The 14450-nt window shown below is 35.4% G+C and carries 14 protein-coding genes and 2 pseudogenes; 14 read left to right on the top strand and 2 right to left on the bottom strand.

Annotation, left to right across the window (positions count from 1 at the left end):
- Window positions 1-83 precede the first annotated feature (83 nt).
- The 10 genes and pseudogenes from recN (at window position 84) to BG05_RS11050 (ending at window position 8473) form a co-directional block, all read left to right on the top strand.
- A complete protein-coding gene (gene recN, locus BG05_RS11015; protein WP_002088564.1) occupies window positions 84-1823 on the top strand; it encodes a DNA repair protein RecN in 1740 nt (579 codons plus the stop codon).
- A 119-nt stretch (window positions 1824-1942) separates the two neighbouring features.
- Window positions 1943-3235 carry a SpoIVB peptidase gene (gene spoIVB, locus BG05_RS11020; protein ID WP_002015079.1) on the top strand — a complete coding sequence of 431 codons (1293 nt, stop codon included), beginning with the start codon at window positions 1943-1945 and terminating at the stop codon, window positions 3233-3235.
- A 286-nt stretch (window positions 3236-3521) separates the two neighbouring features.
- Entirely contained in the window at window positions 3522-4316 is a 795-nt protein-coding gene (spo0A, locus tag BG05_RS11025) for a sporulation transcription factor Spo0A (protein WP_002015081.1), read from the top strand.
- A gap of 747 nt (window positions 4317-5063) precedes the next feature.
- Window positions 5064-5528: pseudogene (locus BG05_RS11030) on the top strand (ribonuclease); the annotation flags it as partial.
- Window positions 5529-5605: 77 nt separating this feature from the next.
- A complete protein-coding gene (locus BG05_RS11035) occupies window positions 5606-6178 on the top strand; it encodes an imm11 family protein (protein WP_002138281.1) in 573 nt (190 codons plus the stop codon).
- Between the two features lie 36 nt (window positions 6179-6214).
- A complete protein-coding gene (locus tag BG05_RS31045) occupies window positions 6215-6370 on the top strand; it encodes a hypothetical protein (protein WP_002129038.1) in 156 nt (51 codons plus the stop codon).
- Window positions 6354-6959, top strand: coding sequence for an immunity protein Imm33 domain-containing protein (locus BG05_RS11040; RefSeq protein ID WP_002167693.1), 606 nt, complete (start codon window positions 6354-6356; stop codon window positions 6957-6959). Before BG05_RS31045 ends, BG05_RS11040 begins: the two co-directional genes overlap by 17 nt.
- 40 nt (window positions 6960-6999) lie before the next feature.
- The gene (locus tag BG05_RS11045; RefSeq protein ID WP_002129035.1) at window positions 7000-7275 is read left to right on the top strand and encodes a hypothetical protein; all 276 of its coding nucleotides are present in this window, start codon (window positions 7000-7002) and stop codon (window positions 7273-7275) included.
- A 238-nt stretch (window positions 7276-7513) separates the two neighbouring features.
- Window positions 7514-7612: pseudogene (locus BG05_RS31500) on the top strand (sporulation initiation factor Spo0A C-terminal domain-containing protein); the annotation flags it as partial.
- Between the two features lie 297 nt (window positions 7613-7909).
- Window positions 7910-8473, top strand: a complete 564-nt coding sequence (locus BG05_RS11050; RefSeq protein WP_002167694.1) for a PRK06770 family protein — start codon at window positions 7910-7912, stop codon at window positions 8471-8473.
- Window positions 8474-8713: 240 nt separating this feature from the next.
- Here the strand turns inward: BG05_RS11050 and BG05_RS29480 are convergent, their stop codons facing one another.
- Window positions 8714-8860, bottom strand: a complete 147-nt coding sequence (locus BG05_RS29480) for a YycC family protein (RefSeq protein WP_001247671.1) — start codon at window positions 8858-8860, stop codon at window positions 8714-8716.
- A 50-nt stretch (window positions 8861-8910) separates the two neighbouring features.
- Here BG05_RS29480 and BG05_RS11060 point away from each other — a divergent pair, with 50 nt between their 5' ends.
- Complete coding sequence (locus BG05_RS11060) at window positions 8911-9639, top strand: glycerophosphodiester phosphodiesterase (RefSeq protein ID WP_002033957.1); 729 nt, start codon at window positions 8911-8913, stop codon at window positions 9637-9639.
- A gap of 51 nt (window positions 9640-9690) precedes the next feature.
- Here the strand turns inward: BG05_RS11060 and BG05_RS11065 are convergent, their stop codons facing one another.
- The gene (locus BG05_RS11065) at window positions 9691-9924 is read right to left on the bottom strand and encodes a DUF2627 domain-containing protein (protein ID WP_001190193.1); all 234 of its coding nucleotides are present in this window, start codon (window positions 9922-9924) and stop codon (window positions 9691-9693) included.
- 137 nt (window positions 9925-10061) lie between these two features.
- Between BG05_RS11065 and BG05_RS11070 the strand changes: the two genes are divergently transcribed.
- The 3 genes from BG05_RS11070 (at window position 10062) to BG05_RS11080 (ending at window position 14365) form a co-directional block, all read left to right on the top strand.
- Window positions 10062-12134, top strand: coding sequence for a sigma 54-interacting transcriptional regulator (locus BG05_RS11070; protein ID WP_002167695.1), 2073 nt, complete (start codon window positions 10062-10064; stop codon window positions 12132-12134).
- 195 nt (window positions 12135-12329) lie between these two features.
- Window positions 12330-13229 carry a phosphate butyryltransferase gene (yqiS, locus tag BG05_RS11075; protein ID WP_002033959.1) on the top strand — a complete coding sequence of 300 codons (900 nt, stop codon included), beginning with the start codon at window positions 12330-12332 and terminating at the stop codon, window positions 13227-13229.
- A gap of 35 nt (window positions 13230-13264) precedes the next feature.
- The gene (locus tag BG05_RS11080) at window positions 13265-14365 is read left to right on the top strand and encodes a leucine dehydrogenase (RefSeq protein WP_002015088.1); all 1101 of its coding nucleotides are present in this window, start codon (window positions 13265-13267) and stop codon (window positions 14363-14365) included.
- Window positions 14366-14450 lie beyond the last annotated feature (85 nt).

The raw sequence follows: 14450 nt of genomic DNA on the forward strand, positions 1-14450 counted from the left end.
AACATATAGTATAACTATTTGAATGAAGAATACTGAGAAAAGCCCTTAATAGGGGATTAGTTTATAACGAGGTGAATGGGGCATTGTTATCGGAATTATCGATCAGAAACTTTGCTATTATTGAGGCATTAAATATTTCTTTTCAAAAAGGTTTAACCGTTTTAAGTGGTGAAACAGGAGCTGGAAAATCCATTATTATTGATGCAATTAGTTTGCTTGTTGGTGGCCGTGGTTCAGCAGAATTTGTTCGATATGGAACAGAAAAGGCTGAGATAGAAGGCTTATTCTATGTAGAAGATGACAAACATCCATGTATCGCAAAGGCAGAAGAGTTAGATATAGAAATAGAAGATGGCATGATTATTTTGAAGCGTGACATCGCTGCGAACGGAAAAAGTGTCTGTCGTGTAAATGGGAAACTTGTTACACTCAGCATATTAAAAGAGATTGGAAAAACGCTAGTTGATATTCATGGACAGCATGAAACACAAGATTTAATGAATGAAGAGCGTCATATGTTTATGCTTGATCATTTTGATGGAAATCGCATTGTTAAACAATTGGGCATATATCAAAATGTATATACAGACTATGAGAAGTTAAAAAAACAGCTGAAATCTTTAAGTGAAAATGAACAACAAATGGCCCATCGTCTAGATTTAATTCAATTCCAACATGAAGAAATTCGTAAGGCGGATTTAAAAATGGATGAAGAATATGAATTGACTGAGGAACGATTAAAAATCTCCAATTTTGAAAAGATTTATAAAGCATTAGGAGATGCGTATCGTTCGTTAAGTGGAGACGGACAGGGATTGGATCACGTAAGAAATGCAATGGGACAAATGGAGAGTATTACGCACTTAGATGAAGCGTATCAAGAAAATCATGATTCTATTGCAAATAGTTATTACTTATTAGAAGAAGTTGCATACCAGCTTAGAGAAAAATTAGATATGATGGAATATGATCCGAAACGTCTAGATGAAATTGAAACACGTTTGAATGAAATCCGTATGTTAAAGAGAAAGTATGGAAATACTGTAGAAGAGATTTTAGCGTATGCTGATAAAATTGAACAAGAAATTTTTACGATTGAAAATAAAGACGTACATATTGAAACGACGAGAAAGCAGTTAACGAAATTAGAAGGTGTTATTGTAAAAGAAGCAACGTTGTTAAGTACTATGCGTCATGAGCTTGCAGATCATCTTACAAGCGCTATTCATCAAGAATTAAAAGAACTATATATGGAAAAAACGAAATTTGAAGTGAGAATTATGAAGAGGGTAGGAAATGTAGAAGAACCTCTCGTGGAAGGAACACCGGTAAAACTTACGGCGGATGGCTACGATCATGTGGAATTTTATATTTCAACGAATCCGGGTGAACCGTTAAAGCCACTTTCAAAGGTCGCTTCTGGCGGAGAGTTATCTCGTATTATTTTAGCTTTAAAAAGCATTTTTTCTAAGCATCAAGGTGTTGCATCTGTTATTTTTGATGAAGTGGATACGGGTGTGAGTGGTCGGGTTGCACAGGCTATTGCGGAAAAAATTTATCGTGTATCAGTAAACTCGCAAGTACTTTGTATTACGCACTTACCTCAAGTAGCTTCAATGGCGGACTCTCATTTATTTATTAGAAAACAAGTGGCGAATGATCGTACGATTACATCGGTTACTGTGTTAAGTACGGATGAAAAAGTAACAGAAATTGCTCGAATGATTTCTGGTGTTGAAATTACAGATTTAACGACAGAGCATGCGAAAGAGTTACTTACGCAAGCGCATCATTTCAAACAGACAGCAGAGGCTATCCAGTAATGGATAGCTTTTTTTTCTCAAATGACGATTTCTTAATTCTTCCGGTTATAAATAAAGCGCTGCAAGGAGAGATTAAAAAGTGAAGCCAAGAGGCTGAATGTGGGGTAGGAGCGAGGAGAGTGAACAAATTGAAATTAGAAAGATTTCGAAAAATAATAGGTCTTTGTCTCCTTGTTTCTCTAGTTTTTATTGGATGTTTTAAACCGCTTCGAACGTTTATTTCATCTCCGAAGCAACTTGTTGTTTTTGAAGGACAACAATCAGAAATAGCATCATTACCAGTTTTTAAGGCTGCATCTACAAATCGTAATGTATTTACTGTAAGTTCAAATGAACAAGAACTTATGGTAAATTCTCACCAAAATGGTGAAGCTGATATGGTGTTTCAACTTGCTGGTTTTCCAGTGAAAAAAGTAAATGTGAAAGTATTAAAAGATTTTAAAGTTATTCCAGGTGGACAATCGATTGGTGTAAAATTGAACACAAAAGGTGTACTTGTTGTAGGCCATCATTTAATTCAAACTGAAAAGGGTAAAGTATCTCCTGGTGAAACAGCTGGTGTACAGATTGGAGATATGATTACTGAAATCAATGGTAAAACAATTGAAAGAATGAGTGATGTAGCACCATTTATTCATAATAGTGGAGAAACAGGTGAACCGCTCAATCTTGTTTTATTAAGAGATGGAAAATATATTCGTGCTAAGCTAACACCACAAAAAGACAATGGTGAATCCTCTTACCGAATTGGACTGTATATTCGTGATTCAGCAGCTGGTATCGGAACGATGACATTTGTACATCCAGATTCCATGAAATATGGAGCGCTTGGTCATGTGATTTCCGATAATGATACAAAAAAGCCAATTCAAGTAGAAGATGGACAAATTATGCGTTCGACAGTAACGTCTATTGAAAGAGGAAGTCACGGGAACCCGGGAGAAAAATTAGCAAGATTTTCACCGGATCGTGAAGTGATTGGTAATATTACAATAAATAGCCCGTATGGTATTTTTGGGAAATTAAACACAGATATGACAAACGGCATAATGGATAAAGCAATGCCTATCGCATTATCCCATCAAGTAAAAGAAGGGCCAGCGAAAATATTAACAGTTATTGATCAAGATAAGGTGGAAGCGTTTGATATTGAAGTTGTTAGTACGGTACCACAAAAGTTCCCGGCTACAAAAGGTATGGTTATAAAAGTGACAGATAAACGTTTACTAGCAAAAACGGGTGGTATTGTACAAGGAATGAGTGGAAGTCCGATTGTACAAAATGGGAAAGTAATTGGTGCGGTTACACATGTATTTGTAAATGATCCAACGTCAGGATACGGTGTTCATATTGAATGGATGTTACATGAGGCTGGAATTAATATTTATGATCAAGAGAAAAAAGCGAGCTAATACATATTAGCTCGCTTTTCTTTTGAAAAATTCGTTGAAATTTTGTAAAAGCTCCGCAAGAGCTGTTTTTTGTTGTAAGATATAAGCAAAGGGTTGAACGTTTCGCTGTAATTCTATGATGGAATGTGTTGCGAAAGTAAAAAAATGAACGATAAACATATTTTTTTGTGATTTTATCGGAAAGTAAGAAACTTTAAAGGGAATTTTCACACAATTGTCGAACAATTCATGTAGCCTAGAAGCTTACACATGTCGGAAGAATCGATTCGGTAAGGGAGGAAAAACTGTGGAGAAAATTAAAGTATGTCTTGTGGATGATAATAAAGAATTGGTATCGATGCTAGAGAGTTATGTTGCTGCCCAAGATGATATGGAAGTTATCGGAATTGCTTACAATGGTCAAGAATGTTTAAACTTATTGAAAGAAAAGCAGCCTGATATACTCGTTTTAGACATTATTATGCCACATTTAGATGGTCTAGCTGTGCTAGAGAAAATGCGACATATTGAAAGGTTAAGACAACCTAGCGTTATTATGTTGACAGCATTCGGACAAGAAGATGTGACGAAAAAAGCGGTTGATTTAGGGGCATCATATTTCATATTAAAACCATTTGATATGGAGAATTTAACAAGTCATATTCGTCAAGTTAGTGGTAAGGAAAGTGCTACTATTAAACGTCCATTACCATCTTTCCGATCAGCAACAACGATCGATGGAAAACCGAAAAACTTAGATGCGAGTATTACAAGTATCATTCATGAAATTGGTGTACCCGCTCATATTAAAGGGTACATGTACTTACGAGAAGCAATCTCTATGGTGTACAATGATATCGAATTACTAGGATCTATTACGAAAGTATTATATCCAGATATTGCAAAGAAATATAATACAACAGCAAGCCGTGTCGAGCGCGCAATCCGTCACGCAATTGAAGTAGCTTGGAGCCGTGGGAATATTGATTCTATTTCGTCCTTATTTGGTTATACTGTATCCATGTCAAAAGCAAAACCTACGAATTCTGAGTTCATCGCAATGGTTGCGGATAAGCTAAGACTTGAACATAAGGCTTCGTAAACGCTGTAATATCAAGGTGTTAAGCGTATTTCATAACAAAATTTAATAACCAACGAATTACGTATGTAGGCAATAAAGTACATAGGTAATTGGCGGTTAATTTAAAAACCTTCTATTTATTGGATTGAAATTTTAATCCCAATAGCTAGGCGGTTTTTTTGTTGTATGAATAACTTTCAGATGAATGTTGAAAACTTTTTGCTTCATATTTAGAAAGAGAATTAAAAGTTACGGATGTTGATAAGGTAAAACCTCTTCATATTCGGACGTATATTAAATATTTAAGGGAACGTGGTAAATACACATTTGCATCTAATACAGCTAGTGAACAAATTAATTATCCAACACGTAGAACTGATTATGGAAAGACCATTAGTGAAACAACGATTGCTAATTATCTTCGCAATATTATAGAACAGTATTGTGATAATACTGAAGCAAATTTAATAACAACGTATTTCGAAAGCCCACATTTATCATATAGAGATTTAGGATGTTTATACGGTATAAATCACCCTGAGAAAGTGAGGCGAATCCTTGAGTCTGCCAAGGAGAAGTTAAGGAAGGGTATATTTTGAAAGGAGGCATATTAAATTTTTATTAAAAAAAGCCAAGTGTTTAGAACGGTGCAATAATTAAGCATGGTATAATTTCCTTATGAAATACTAGGAAAAGAAGGGGTATTATGGTTCGAGTGAAAAATGATTTTTCCTATCAATAGCAACAACTAGCAAGGGAGGATAACGCATGAGTTTAAATATGTATTTGGGAGAAGTACAAAACCAAACTCAAAGCATGAACGCTGTATGTACTGCTACTATTCAAGGTATGGAACAAGCCATTCAGTCGATTGACGCTTTTGCAATTGATACTGTGTTACAAGGGCAAACGTATAGCAGTGCAAAATCATTTTTTGTACAAACCTTTCGTCCTTTAGCACAAGGAATCATTTATCTGTGTGAAGAGTTAATTCGTCAGAATGATGCTTTTCCAAGTCAATTTCAATCACAAGTCGCTTCCACAGATGTAATCGAACAAGAAATATTAGAACAAATTCGAGAAATTGACCGAATGAAAGCAAGTATGGAAGCCATCAGTCAAGCTATGCCAATCCCAGGTATGGACGCTATGGCGAATCTTTTTACTGTCATGAGGAAAAAACTGCAAGAAAAATTAGAACATCTATATGAATTTAATTATACTTCTAGTAATTGGACGGTAGTTTAAAACTAAATCAACCTAAATAATCTTAATTGTTTTACTAATTGAATTATAAAGGAGTAAAAGGTATGAAAATTTGGCAATTAAAAAGTTTATTTGATAACTATAAATCTTTTCAACTATTAAATTTGAAAGAAGACCGTAAAAAATATTTTGATGAAAAAATTGATTTGGCAATAAAGCTATCTGATTCATGGGGAGAAATTCTTGTTGAATGTGTAGAAGGAGATAACCATAGTGATTGTCCTATGTTCTGGGGGGAACTTGGCACGCCAATGGTTAGTAGAAAAGCAAAAGAGGTATTAGAACCTCTAATTTGTAATAATGTTGAGTTCCTTCCGCTAACCCATGATGTTACAGGTGAAGTTTATTACCTAATAAACGTTTTAAATACAATTGATGCAATTGACTACAATAAAGCAGTTTTTGAAAAACTAAGTACAGGATTAATAATAGGTTTCGAAAAATACGCATTTTTACCTAATATAGTTGAGGGGCAGATAATATTTAAAACCTATTTAAATCAAAGATTACACTCCTCTACTGTTTTAGTGTCTGACGAATTTAGAAATGTAGTTTTAGAGAGTGATTTAGAAGGTTTTGAATTTGTAGAGGTATGGGATTCAGAGGCAAATATGTAAAAGAAAGTTCTAAAATAACTGATAGAAGTTAGTAACATGGACACAAAGGTTTCAGAAATTCTAAGAATGTTAGACAATTATGAGGGAAACGAGAAAGAAATATTTGAAATGTTAGAACGTGAAGTAACGGCTAGAAAAGCTTTGAGAAAATCAATAAAAAAGAGGTTGCAGTCAATTGAAAACAATAGTTAAAAATATAGGTGGTAAAAATATAATAGCTACAGCAGAAGAACATTTAAGCCCTCAAATAGAAAAATTATTATATTTGCTAACTAAAGTAGAAGATAACAAATTAGTTGATGGATTTTCTATACAAGTTGGCTGGTCTCTTTTTATTCTATCCAAATGTGAAGATGGGTATCGTATTATTGTCCCAGATTATACAAAAAATCCTTTTAAGGATACTACAGAAGATTTAACAATTGCTTTATGGGTGCAATTAGAACAAGTACATTGTTTACGTCAGTTAAATATTGAGGGTGAAATGATAAAGTTTAGCGATAAAATAGTGACTGCAAAGAACGTGTTGCAACTAGATGAGGTTTATTTACAAAGGGCTAGTGATTGTGAAAAAGGTGATTCTGGTTGGTATATCGGTCCTGTCGAAGAAACAGAAGATGAATTAGAAGCATTTTACGCATATCAGCTATTAAAAATTAGACCTTCAATTATTCAAGTTTTAGCCTTACCTTATGAATATCTGGTAGTTTTTGAGAAAGATAAAATCAAGGCAATTTTAGATGATAAAGATGTCGATGTTTGGAATGGCGTTATAAACTGAGATTAGTTAAATTCTAAAATAACTGACAGGAGTTAGTAACATGGATGCAAAGGTTTCAGAAATTCTAAGAATGTTAAACAATTATGAGGGAAATGAAAAAGAAATTTTTGAACAGATTCAAGCTGAAGCAATGGTGAAATCTAAACAATGCGAAGAAATGATAGATACGATACTGAATAATAAGTCCAAAACTGAAAAAGAAAAACATGAAGCTATAATGAGTATGATAGGACATATTTTCACTTGTGGCGTATCTTATGGGAGTGTTCAAGTTCCATTAGAAATGATTAAGAATCGTCAATCATCTATACATTGATTTATATTTTGAGATAAAGTCGTATCAGATAGTTGATGAAATGAATAATAGTACACGAATGTCATTTAATTTTATTGACGTTTGCCCCTGTGGTTATGTATCATATTCTTATACACATTAGTAACGTAATGTTACCAATGAATTAGGAAAAACTAAACCAATAAAGGGCGTGAAATTTAGCGTATTTATTGGACGAAAAGAAAATGTTAGAAACGTCTACATATCAACGTTTAAAGCTTTTGGTTATACTGTATCCATGTCAAAAGCAAAACCTACGAATTCTGAGTTCATCGCAATGGTTGCGGATAAGCTAAGACTTGAACATAAGGCTAGCTGAGAGGAAAAGTAGTAAGGGATTTAAGTTTTAGTAGAGCTTAATAATTCTTGAAATTTATACTCGATATCAATTTTAAAACCAATAAACTTTTATTTAATGACCAATGAATTTTAGAATTCGTTGGTCTTTTTATTTTGTTGAGAAAAAGAGGGAGAAGTGATATCGATTTTATCAAAATTATTTGGGTAGATAAAAAGGGTTGTTTGATATTATGGAAAATAAAACCTGTTTTTAGTAATATTACATATAAGTGAGTTTTTTAAGGTAATTAAATAGGTATACAGAGGGAGAAGGAAAATGAAAAACAAAATATTAACTTGGCTAGGAATAGTAGCAGCTATGGGAGTTCTTGCTGTTGCAGTTACATTTGGAATGTTAGAGCTTGCCGATAATCCAGTAGATAAAGAAGTGAGTGCTCAAATAGATAAAAAAGAAGACCCAACGATAGTAGGTAGAGAGGTAGATGGAGTCTTTGTTGATGTGTATGTTACTGAAAATTCTACTGAAAGCGAAGTCATTACAGCGATGTATCACATGACTCATCAAAAAGTAGTGGCAGAACGAAAATCGGGATCCATCCCAATGATTCAAAATAACGCTGAAAAATTAAAAAAAATCATAAATAAGAGTAGTTTTGCGAAGAAAAATGAGCTTGTAGCAATTGCTGATAGATGGGCGAAAAAAGATTTTAGTAAAATTGTAGAAGATCACAATTTTTTCTCGGATGCTCAAGAGGGTAATGTTTGTAAAGCCACTAGAGCGATGGATGCGGTAGAAGAGCAACATTATATTTTAACTACATTCGGGGAGGAAAAAGCGAAAGAACTATACGAATCAGGGGATACTCCGCACATTCAATAAAAAATAATATGAAGGGCTTCTAGTTTTTTTATTACCTTGCTTTAAGGGGGCAATGGTGACTTGTGAATAAATATTCTGCTTTCTTTATGACTTGTAACAAAAAAGAAGATATATAATTCATTATTAAATGATGAAGTAAAGGCTAAATCGCATCGTAGTACATCTGTTAAAGGATTTTAGCGGGGAAGTCATCCATGATATAATAGATGATAATAAAAAGCCCTGCAAAACAGGACTATATTATTCTTCGTCTTTATTTTGTTTTTCTAATTCAACTAACTTTTGGATTAAAATATGCTGTGGCATATGCATAAGTTGTTCAAGTGGAACACCTAACGCTTTTGATAGGCGGACTGCAGTGTCTGGAGAAATTTGTAATGGTCTCATAGAAGTACCTCCTTTTTCGTATAGTATAGCATAAGATTGGGGGAGTGAGGATGACTCTTATATTTGCGCATCGTGGTGCGGCGGGAACGTATCCGGAAAATACAATGATTTCATTTGAAGCAGCAGAGGCTTTCGGGGCAGATGGAATTGAACTCGATGTTCAATTCACGAAAGATGGAAAAGTTGTCGTTATTCATGATGAAACGGTGGATCGGACAACAAATGGAAAAGGTGCGGTTCGAAATTATTTATATGAGGATTTATGTAAGTTGGATGCGAGTTATAAATTCGGTGACAAAGTAGGTTTTTGCAAAATACCTCTTCTAGAAGAGGTGTTAGAATGGCTCGCAAAAACGAAATTGCTACTCAATATTGAACTGAAAAATAATAAAATCCCATACAGAGGTTTAGAAGAAGAGGTTATAACACTTGTACGTAAGTTTAGTCTAGAGGATCGGATTGTGTTTTCTTCTTTTAATCACTACAGTATGAAGCGATGTCATATGATGGCTCCTGATATTCAAACAGCTATTTTGTATCGTGAAGGTTTGCATAGCCCGTGGGCATATGCAAAAAAGATGGGTGCTACTGCAGTACATCCGAATTATCGTTATCTTCAAGATGCTATCGCTGAATTAACGATGGGAAGTGGTGTGGAGGTTCGTCCTTACACGATAAATGAAGAAACGCTTATGCGTAAATATTTTGATATGAATATATCAGCGATTATTACTGATTATCCTGAAACAGCAAGAACTTTATTACCGATAAAAAAATGAGACCTAATATAATGGTCTCATTTTTTATTTATGATATGTGAAAACTTTGTTTTATCTTCTGAAGCGTGCTTGTACTTTATTTCTCTTACGATCTCTGTGTAAGACGAAGCCGCCGAAGATATAAAACCCGAGTGCGAAGCAAAGAGCGCCGATTAAAAATTGTAACCATAATATAGGGATTGGGGAGAACAAAATCCCAAATACAGTATCTCTCATTAGTTTAATACCAAGCACGGCTAATGAAATGGGGATGAGTGCTAATAATAGAGCGAGGTAACGCTGCATACATAACGCTCCTTTTCAGATTATTTTGTGTATTTTAATGATGTTATATGGAATGGGGGTTTGTCAAGAGGTTGCTGAACGAGTAAGATAAGAATGTGAAAAATTTTGCAGAGATACTTCGAGAGGAAGTGTAATGTATGAAACAAAATGTGTTAATTGTTGGAGCAGGTGAAGGTGGGAGTACACTGCTGAGTCTGTTGCAAAATTCGAATATATTTCAAATTATAGGAGTTATTGATAGTAATCCAATTGCGAAAGGATTACAAATCGCAAAGGAATATGGGGTTCCGATTGGTGATAGTGTAACTCCGTTTCTTTCTATGCATATTGATGTAATGTTTGATATGACAGGTGATTATGATTTACATAAAGTTTTATTGGGAAGCAAGCATAAAGACACCCTTCTTATACCAGGGGATATTGCAAAAATTGTTACGAGACTAGCGCATGAGAAGGAAAGCTTAATTGGAAAGCTAGAAGAACAGACGCAACAAGGGAATTTAATTTTAAATTCAACGCATGACGGTATGATTGTTATAGACCAAGAGGGACAAGTTCGTCTGTTTAATAAAAGCGCAGAGCGTATTACTGGATATAAAAAAGAGGAAGCAATAGGGAAATATATTTTAGAAGTTATTCCAACGAGTAAGTTGCTTCGTATTATACGCACGAAAAAAATAGAAGTGAATCATGAACTGACGTTAGAGAATGAAAAAAAGATTATTACAACGCGTATTCCGATATTAAAAGAAGGTGGAGAGGTTCAAGGGGCATTTGCGATTTTTAAAGACATTACAGAAGTTGTAGATTTAGCGGAAGAAGTTACAGACTTAAAAGAAATTCAAACGCTACTTGAGGCGATTATTAACTCATCTGAGGAAGCAATTTCGGTTGTTGATGAGAAAGGAAGAGGACTAGTTATAAACCCTGCTTATACGAAGTTAACGGGTTTGACTGAAGAAGAAATTATTGGGAAGCCGGCTACAACTGATATTGTGGAAGGTGAAAGTATGCATATGAAAGTACTTCGGACGCGCCGAGCGGTACGAGGAATACATATGAAGATTGGGCAAAAAAAGCGAGATGTAATTGTAAACGTAGCACCGGTTATTGTCGATGGAATATTGAAAGGGAGCGTCGGGGTAATTCGCGATGTATCAGAAATTCAAAAGTTAACAAATGAATTGAATAGGGCAAGACAAATTATTCGAACGTTAGAAGCAAAATATTCATTTGATGATATTGTTGGTGATTCAGATGAAACGACGGCAGCTATTGAACAAGCAAAACTTGGAGCGAATACACCGGCAACAGTATTGCTTAGAGGGGAATCTGGTACGGGGAAAGAGTTATTTGCACACGCTATTCATAACAGTAGTAATCGAAAATACAATAAGTTTGTACGAGTAAACTGTGCTGCTATTTCTGAGACCTTATTAGAAAGTGAATTATTCGGTTATGAGGAAGGCGCGTTTTCTGGAGCGAAAAGAGGCGGGAAACGAGGATTCTTTGAAGAAGCGAATAATGGAAGTGTTTTTTTAGATGAAATCGGAGAGTTATCTGCAAATACGCAAGCGAAGCTCCTTCGTGTGCTACAAGAAAAAGAAATTGTGAAAGTAGGGGGAACGAAAGCGATACCTATTAATGTCCGGGTAATTGCAGCAACACATGTGAATTTAGAAAAGGGCATTCTAGAAGGAGAGTTCAGAGAGGACTTATATTATCGTTTAAATAAAATCCCGATTCAAATTCCTTCCCTTCGTCAGCGTAAAGGAGATATACCAGCGATTGCAGAAAGGTTAATTCAAAAAATTAATCAAGATTATGGTCGTAATGTAGAAGGACTCACCGATTCAGCCGTTTCGTATTTGCAATCATATGAATGGCCAGGGAATGTTAGGGAACTTGAAAATATTTTAGGACGAGCTATTATCTTTATGAATTATAACGAAATATATATTGATGTACATCATTTACCGCCTTTACATAAAGAAGAACAAGTAGAGACGAAACAAAATAATTTATTACCTGAATTAGAAGAGAAGGCCCTTGAACACCTAGTGACAGAATTTGAGGGGAATATTATCCGTGAATATTTAGAGAAATTTGATGGGAACAAAACGAAGACTGCAAAAGCGTTAGGAATTTCAGTTCGAAACTTATATTACAAGCTAGAAAAGTATGACTGTGCAAAAAATAGCACGCAATAAATTGCATACCGTGCAATTTATTGCGTGGTATACAAAAAGCGACAAAACGAGACAGAATATTTCGTTGTTTTTCAAAGTATTGATTTTACTGCATTTTGAATGCGTTTTCATTATTGGTAAGACCACTTTTGAAAGTTGGCACGGTATTTGCTTAATGAATAGACGAGGGACGACGGAAAGGGTTGATTACAAAATATGAAGTTAGAACACTTAATTGATCAAGCAGCAGGACAGCCTAAAAAAACTGTGGCTGTAGCAGTAGCTGAAGATCATGAAGTAATTGAAGCTGTAGCGAAAGCAATCAAGTTACAGCTAGCTCAATTTCGTCTATATGGAAATCAAGAGAAAATAATAGGGATGCTACAAGAGCATGGGTTACAAACTTCAGAACATATTGAAGTGATTGCAGCAGCGTCAAGTGCTGAGGCTGCAGAACTTTCTGTTAAATCTGTAAGCAATGGCGAAGCAGATGTGCTAATGAAGGGGAACATCCCAACAGCAAATATTTTGAAAGCTGTATTAAATAAAGAGTGGGGACTTCGTAAGGGCAGCGTGCTTTCACATGTTGCAGCGTTTGAAGTTCCAAATTACGATCGTCTTATTTTTGTTACAGACGCAGCGATGAACATTGCACCTGATGTAACACAAAAAGCTGCTATTATACAAAATACTGTAGAAGTTGCCCAGGCAATAGGAATTGATTTGCCAAAGGTAGCGCCAATTGCAGCGGTAGAGGTTGTTAATCCTGCGATGCAAGCGACAATTGATGCAGCGATGTTAACTCAAATGAATCGCCGCGGACAAATTAAAAATTGTGTCGTTGATGGACCACTTGCTTTAGATAATGCAGTATCACAAATTGCAGCAGAACATAAAGGCATAGTAAGTGATGTAGCAGGTAAGGCAGACATTTTACTCGTCCCAACGATTGAAGCTGGAAATGTGCTATATAAATCACTCGTCTATTTTGCAAATGCAAAGGTAGGAGCGATGATTGCTGGCGCTAAAGCACCGATTGTTTTAACATCACGTGCTGATTCAGCAGAAACAAAAGTATATTCATTAGCATTGGCAGTTGCGACTGCTTCAAAATAAACCAAATAGGGTAAAACAATTAGGGGGAAACGACAATGACATTAGAAATCTTCGAATACTTAGAAAAATATGATTATGAGCAAGTGGTATTTTGTCAAGATAAAGAATCTGGTTTAAAAGCAATCATTGCAATCCATGATACAACACTTGGACCAGCTCTTGGTGGAACAAGAATGTGGACATATGATTCTGAAGAAGCGGCGATTGAAGATGCATTGCGTCTTGCAAAAGGGATGACATACAAAAATGCAGCAGCTGGTTTAAACTTAGGTGGTGCAAAAACAGTAATTATCGGTGATCCACGTAAAGATAAAAGCGAAGCGATGTTCCGTGCATTAGGACGCTACATTCAAGGACTAAACGGACGTTACATTACAGCTGAAGATGTTGGTACAACAGTAGATGATATGGATATTATCCATGAGGAAACTGATTTTGTAACAGGGATTTCACCATCATTCGGTTCTTCTGGTAACCCATCTCCAGTAACTGCATACGGTGTTTACCGTGGTATGAAAGCAGCTGCAAAAGAAGCATTTGGTACAGATAACCTAGAAGGAAGAGTAATTTCTATTCAAGGTGTTGGTAACGTAGCGTATCACCTATGCAAACATTTACACGCTGAAGGAGCAAAATTAATCGTTACAGATATTAATAAAGAAGCTGTACAACGTGCAGTAGAAGAATTCGGTGCAACAGCAGTTGAGCCAAATGAAATTTACGGTGTTGAATGTGATATTTACGCACCATGTGCATTAGGCGCAACAGTTAATGATGAAACTATTCCACAACTTAAAGCAAAAGTAATCGCTGGTTCTGCAAATAACCAATTAAAAGAAGATCGTCACGGCGACCTTATTCATGAAATGGGTATTGTATACGCACCAGACTATGTTATTAATGCAGGTGGCGTAATTAACGTAGCAGACGAATTATATGGATACAATAGAGAACGTGCATTAAAACGTGTTGAGTCTATTTATGACACAATTGCAAAAGTAATCGAAATTTCAAAACGCGATGGCATAGCAACTTATGTAGCAGCAGATCGTCTAGCTGAAGAGCGCATTGCAAGCTTGAAAAACTCTCGTAGCACATACTTACGCAACGGTCACGACATTATTAGCCGTCGCTAATCATTCATATATAACTTTTACAAAAGGTGTGGTTACCTCTTATGAGGTTTCCACTTCCTTTTAAATTTATTAGTGGAGGTAGCAA

Source organism: Bacillus mycoides (assembly GCF_000832605.1).
GTDB lineage: Bacteria > Bacillota > Bacilli > Bacillales > Bacillaceae_G > Bacillus_A > Bacillus_A mycoides.

Excerpts from the sequence above, each read along its gene's own strand:
- BG05_RS11035 (WP_002138281.1), top strand. The coding sequence starts at position 5,606 with ATGAAAATTTGGCAATTAAAAAGTTTATTTGATAACTATAAATCTTTT.
- BG05_RS31045 (WP_002129038.1), top strand. The coding sequence starts at position 6,215 with ATGGACACAAAGGTTTCAGAAATTCTAAGAATGTTAGACAATTATGAG.
- BG05_RS11045 (WP_002129035.1), top strand. The coding sequence starts at position 7,000 with ATGGATGCAAAGGTTTCAGAAATTCTAAGAATGTTAAACAATTATGAG.
- BG05_RS11050 (WP_002167694.1), top strand. The coding sequence starts at position 7,910 with ATGAAAAACAAAATATTAACTTGGCTAGGAATAGTAGCAGCTATGGGA.
- BG05_RS29480 (WP_001247671.1), bottom strand. The coding sequence starts at position 8,860 with ATGAGACCATTACAAATTTCTCCAGACACTGCAGTCCGCCTATCAAAA.
- BG05_RS11060 (WP_002033957.1), top strand. The coding sequence starts at position 8,911 with ATGACTCTTATATTTGCGCATCGTGGTGCGGCGGGAACGTATCCGGAA.
- BG05_RS11065 (WP_001190193.1), bottom strand. The coding sequence starts at position 9,924 with ATGCAGCGTTACCTCGCTCTATTATTAGCACTCATCCCCATTTCATTA.
- BG05_RS11070 (WP_002167695.1), top strand. The coding sequence starts at position 10,062 with ATGAAACAAAATGTGTTAATTGTTGGAGCAGGTGAAGGTGGGAGTACA.
- yqiS (WP_002033959.1), top strand. The coding sequence starts at position 12,330 with ATGAAGTTAGAACACTTAATTGATCAAGCAGCAGGACAGCCTAAAAAA.
- BG05_RS11080 (WP_002015088.1), top strand. The coding sequence starts at position 13,265 with ATGACATTAGAAATCTTCGAATACTTAGAAAAATATGATTATGAGCAA.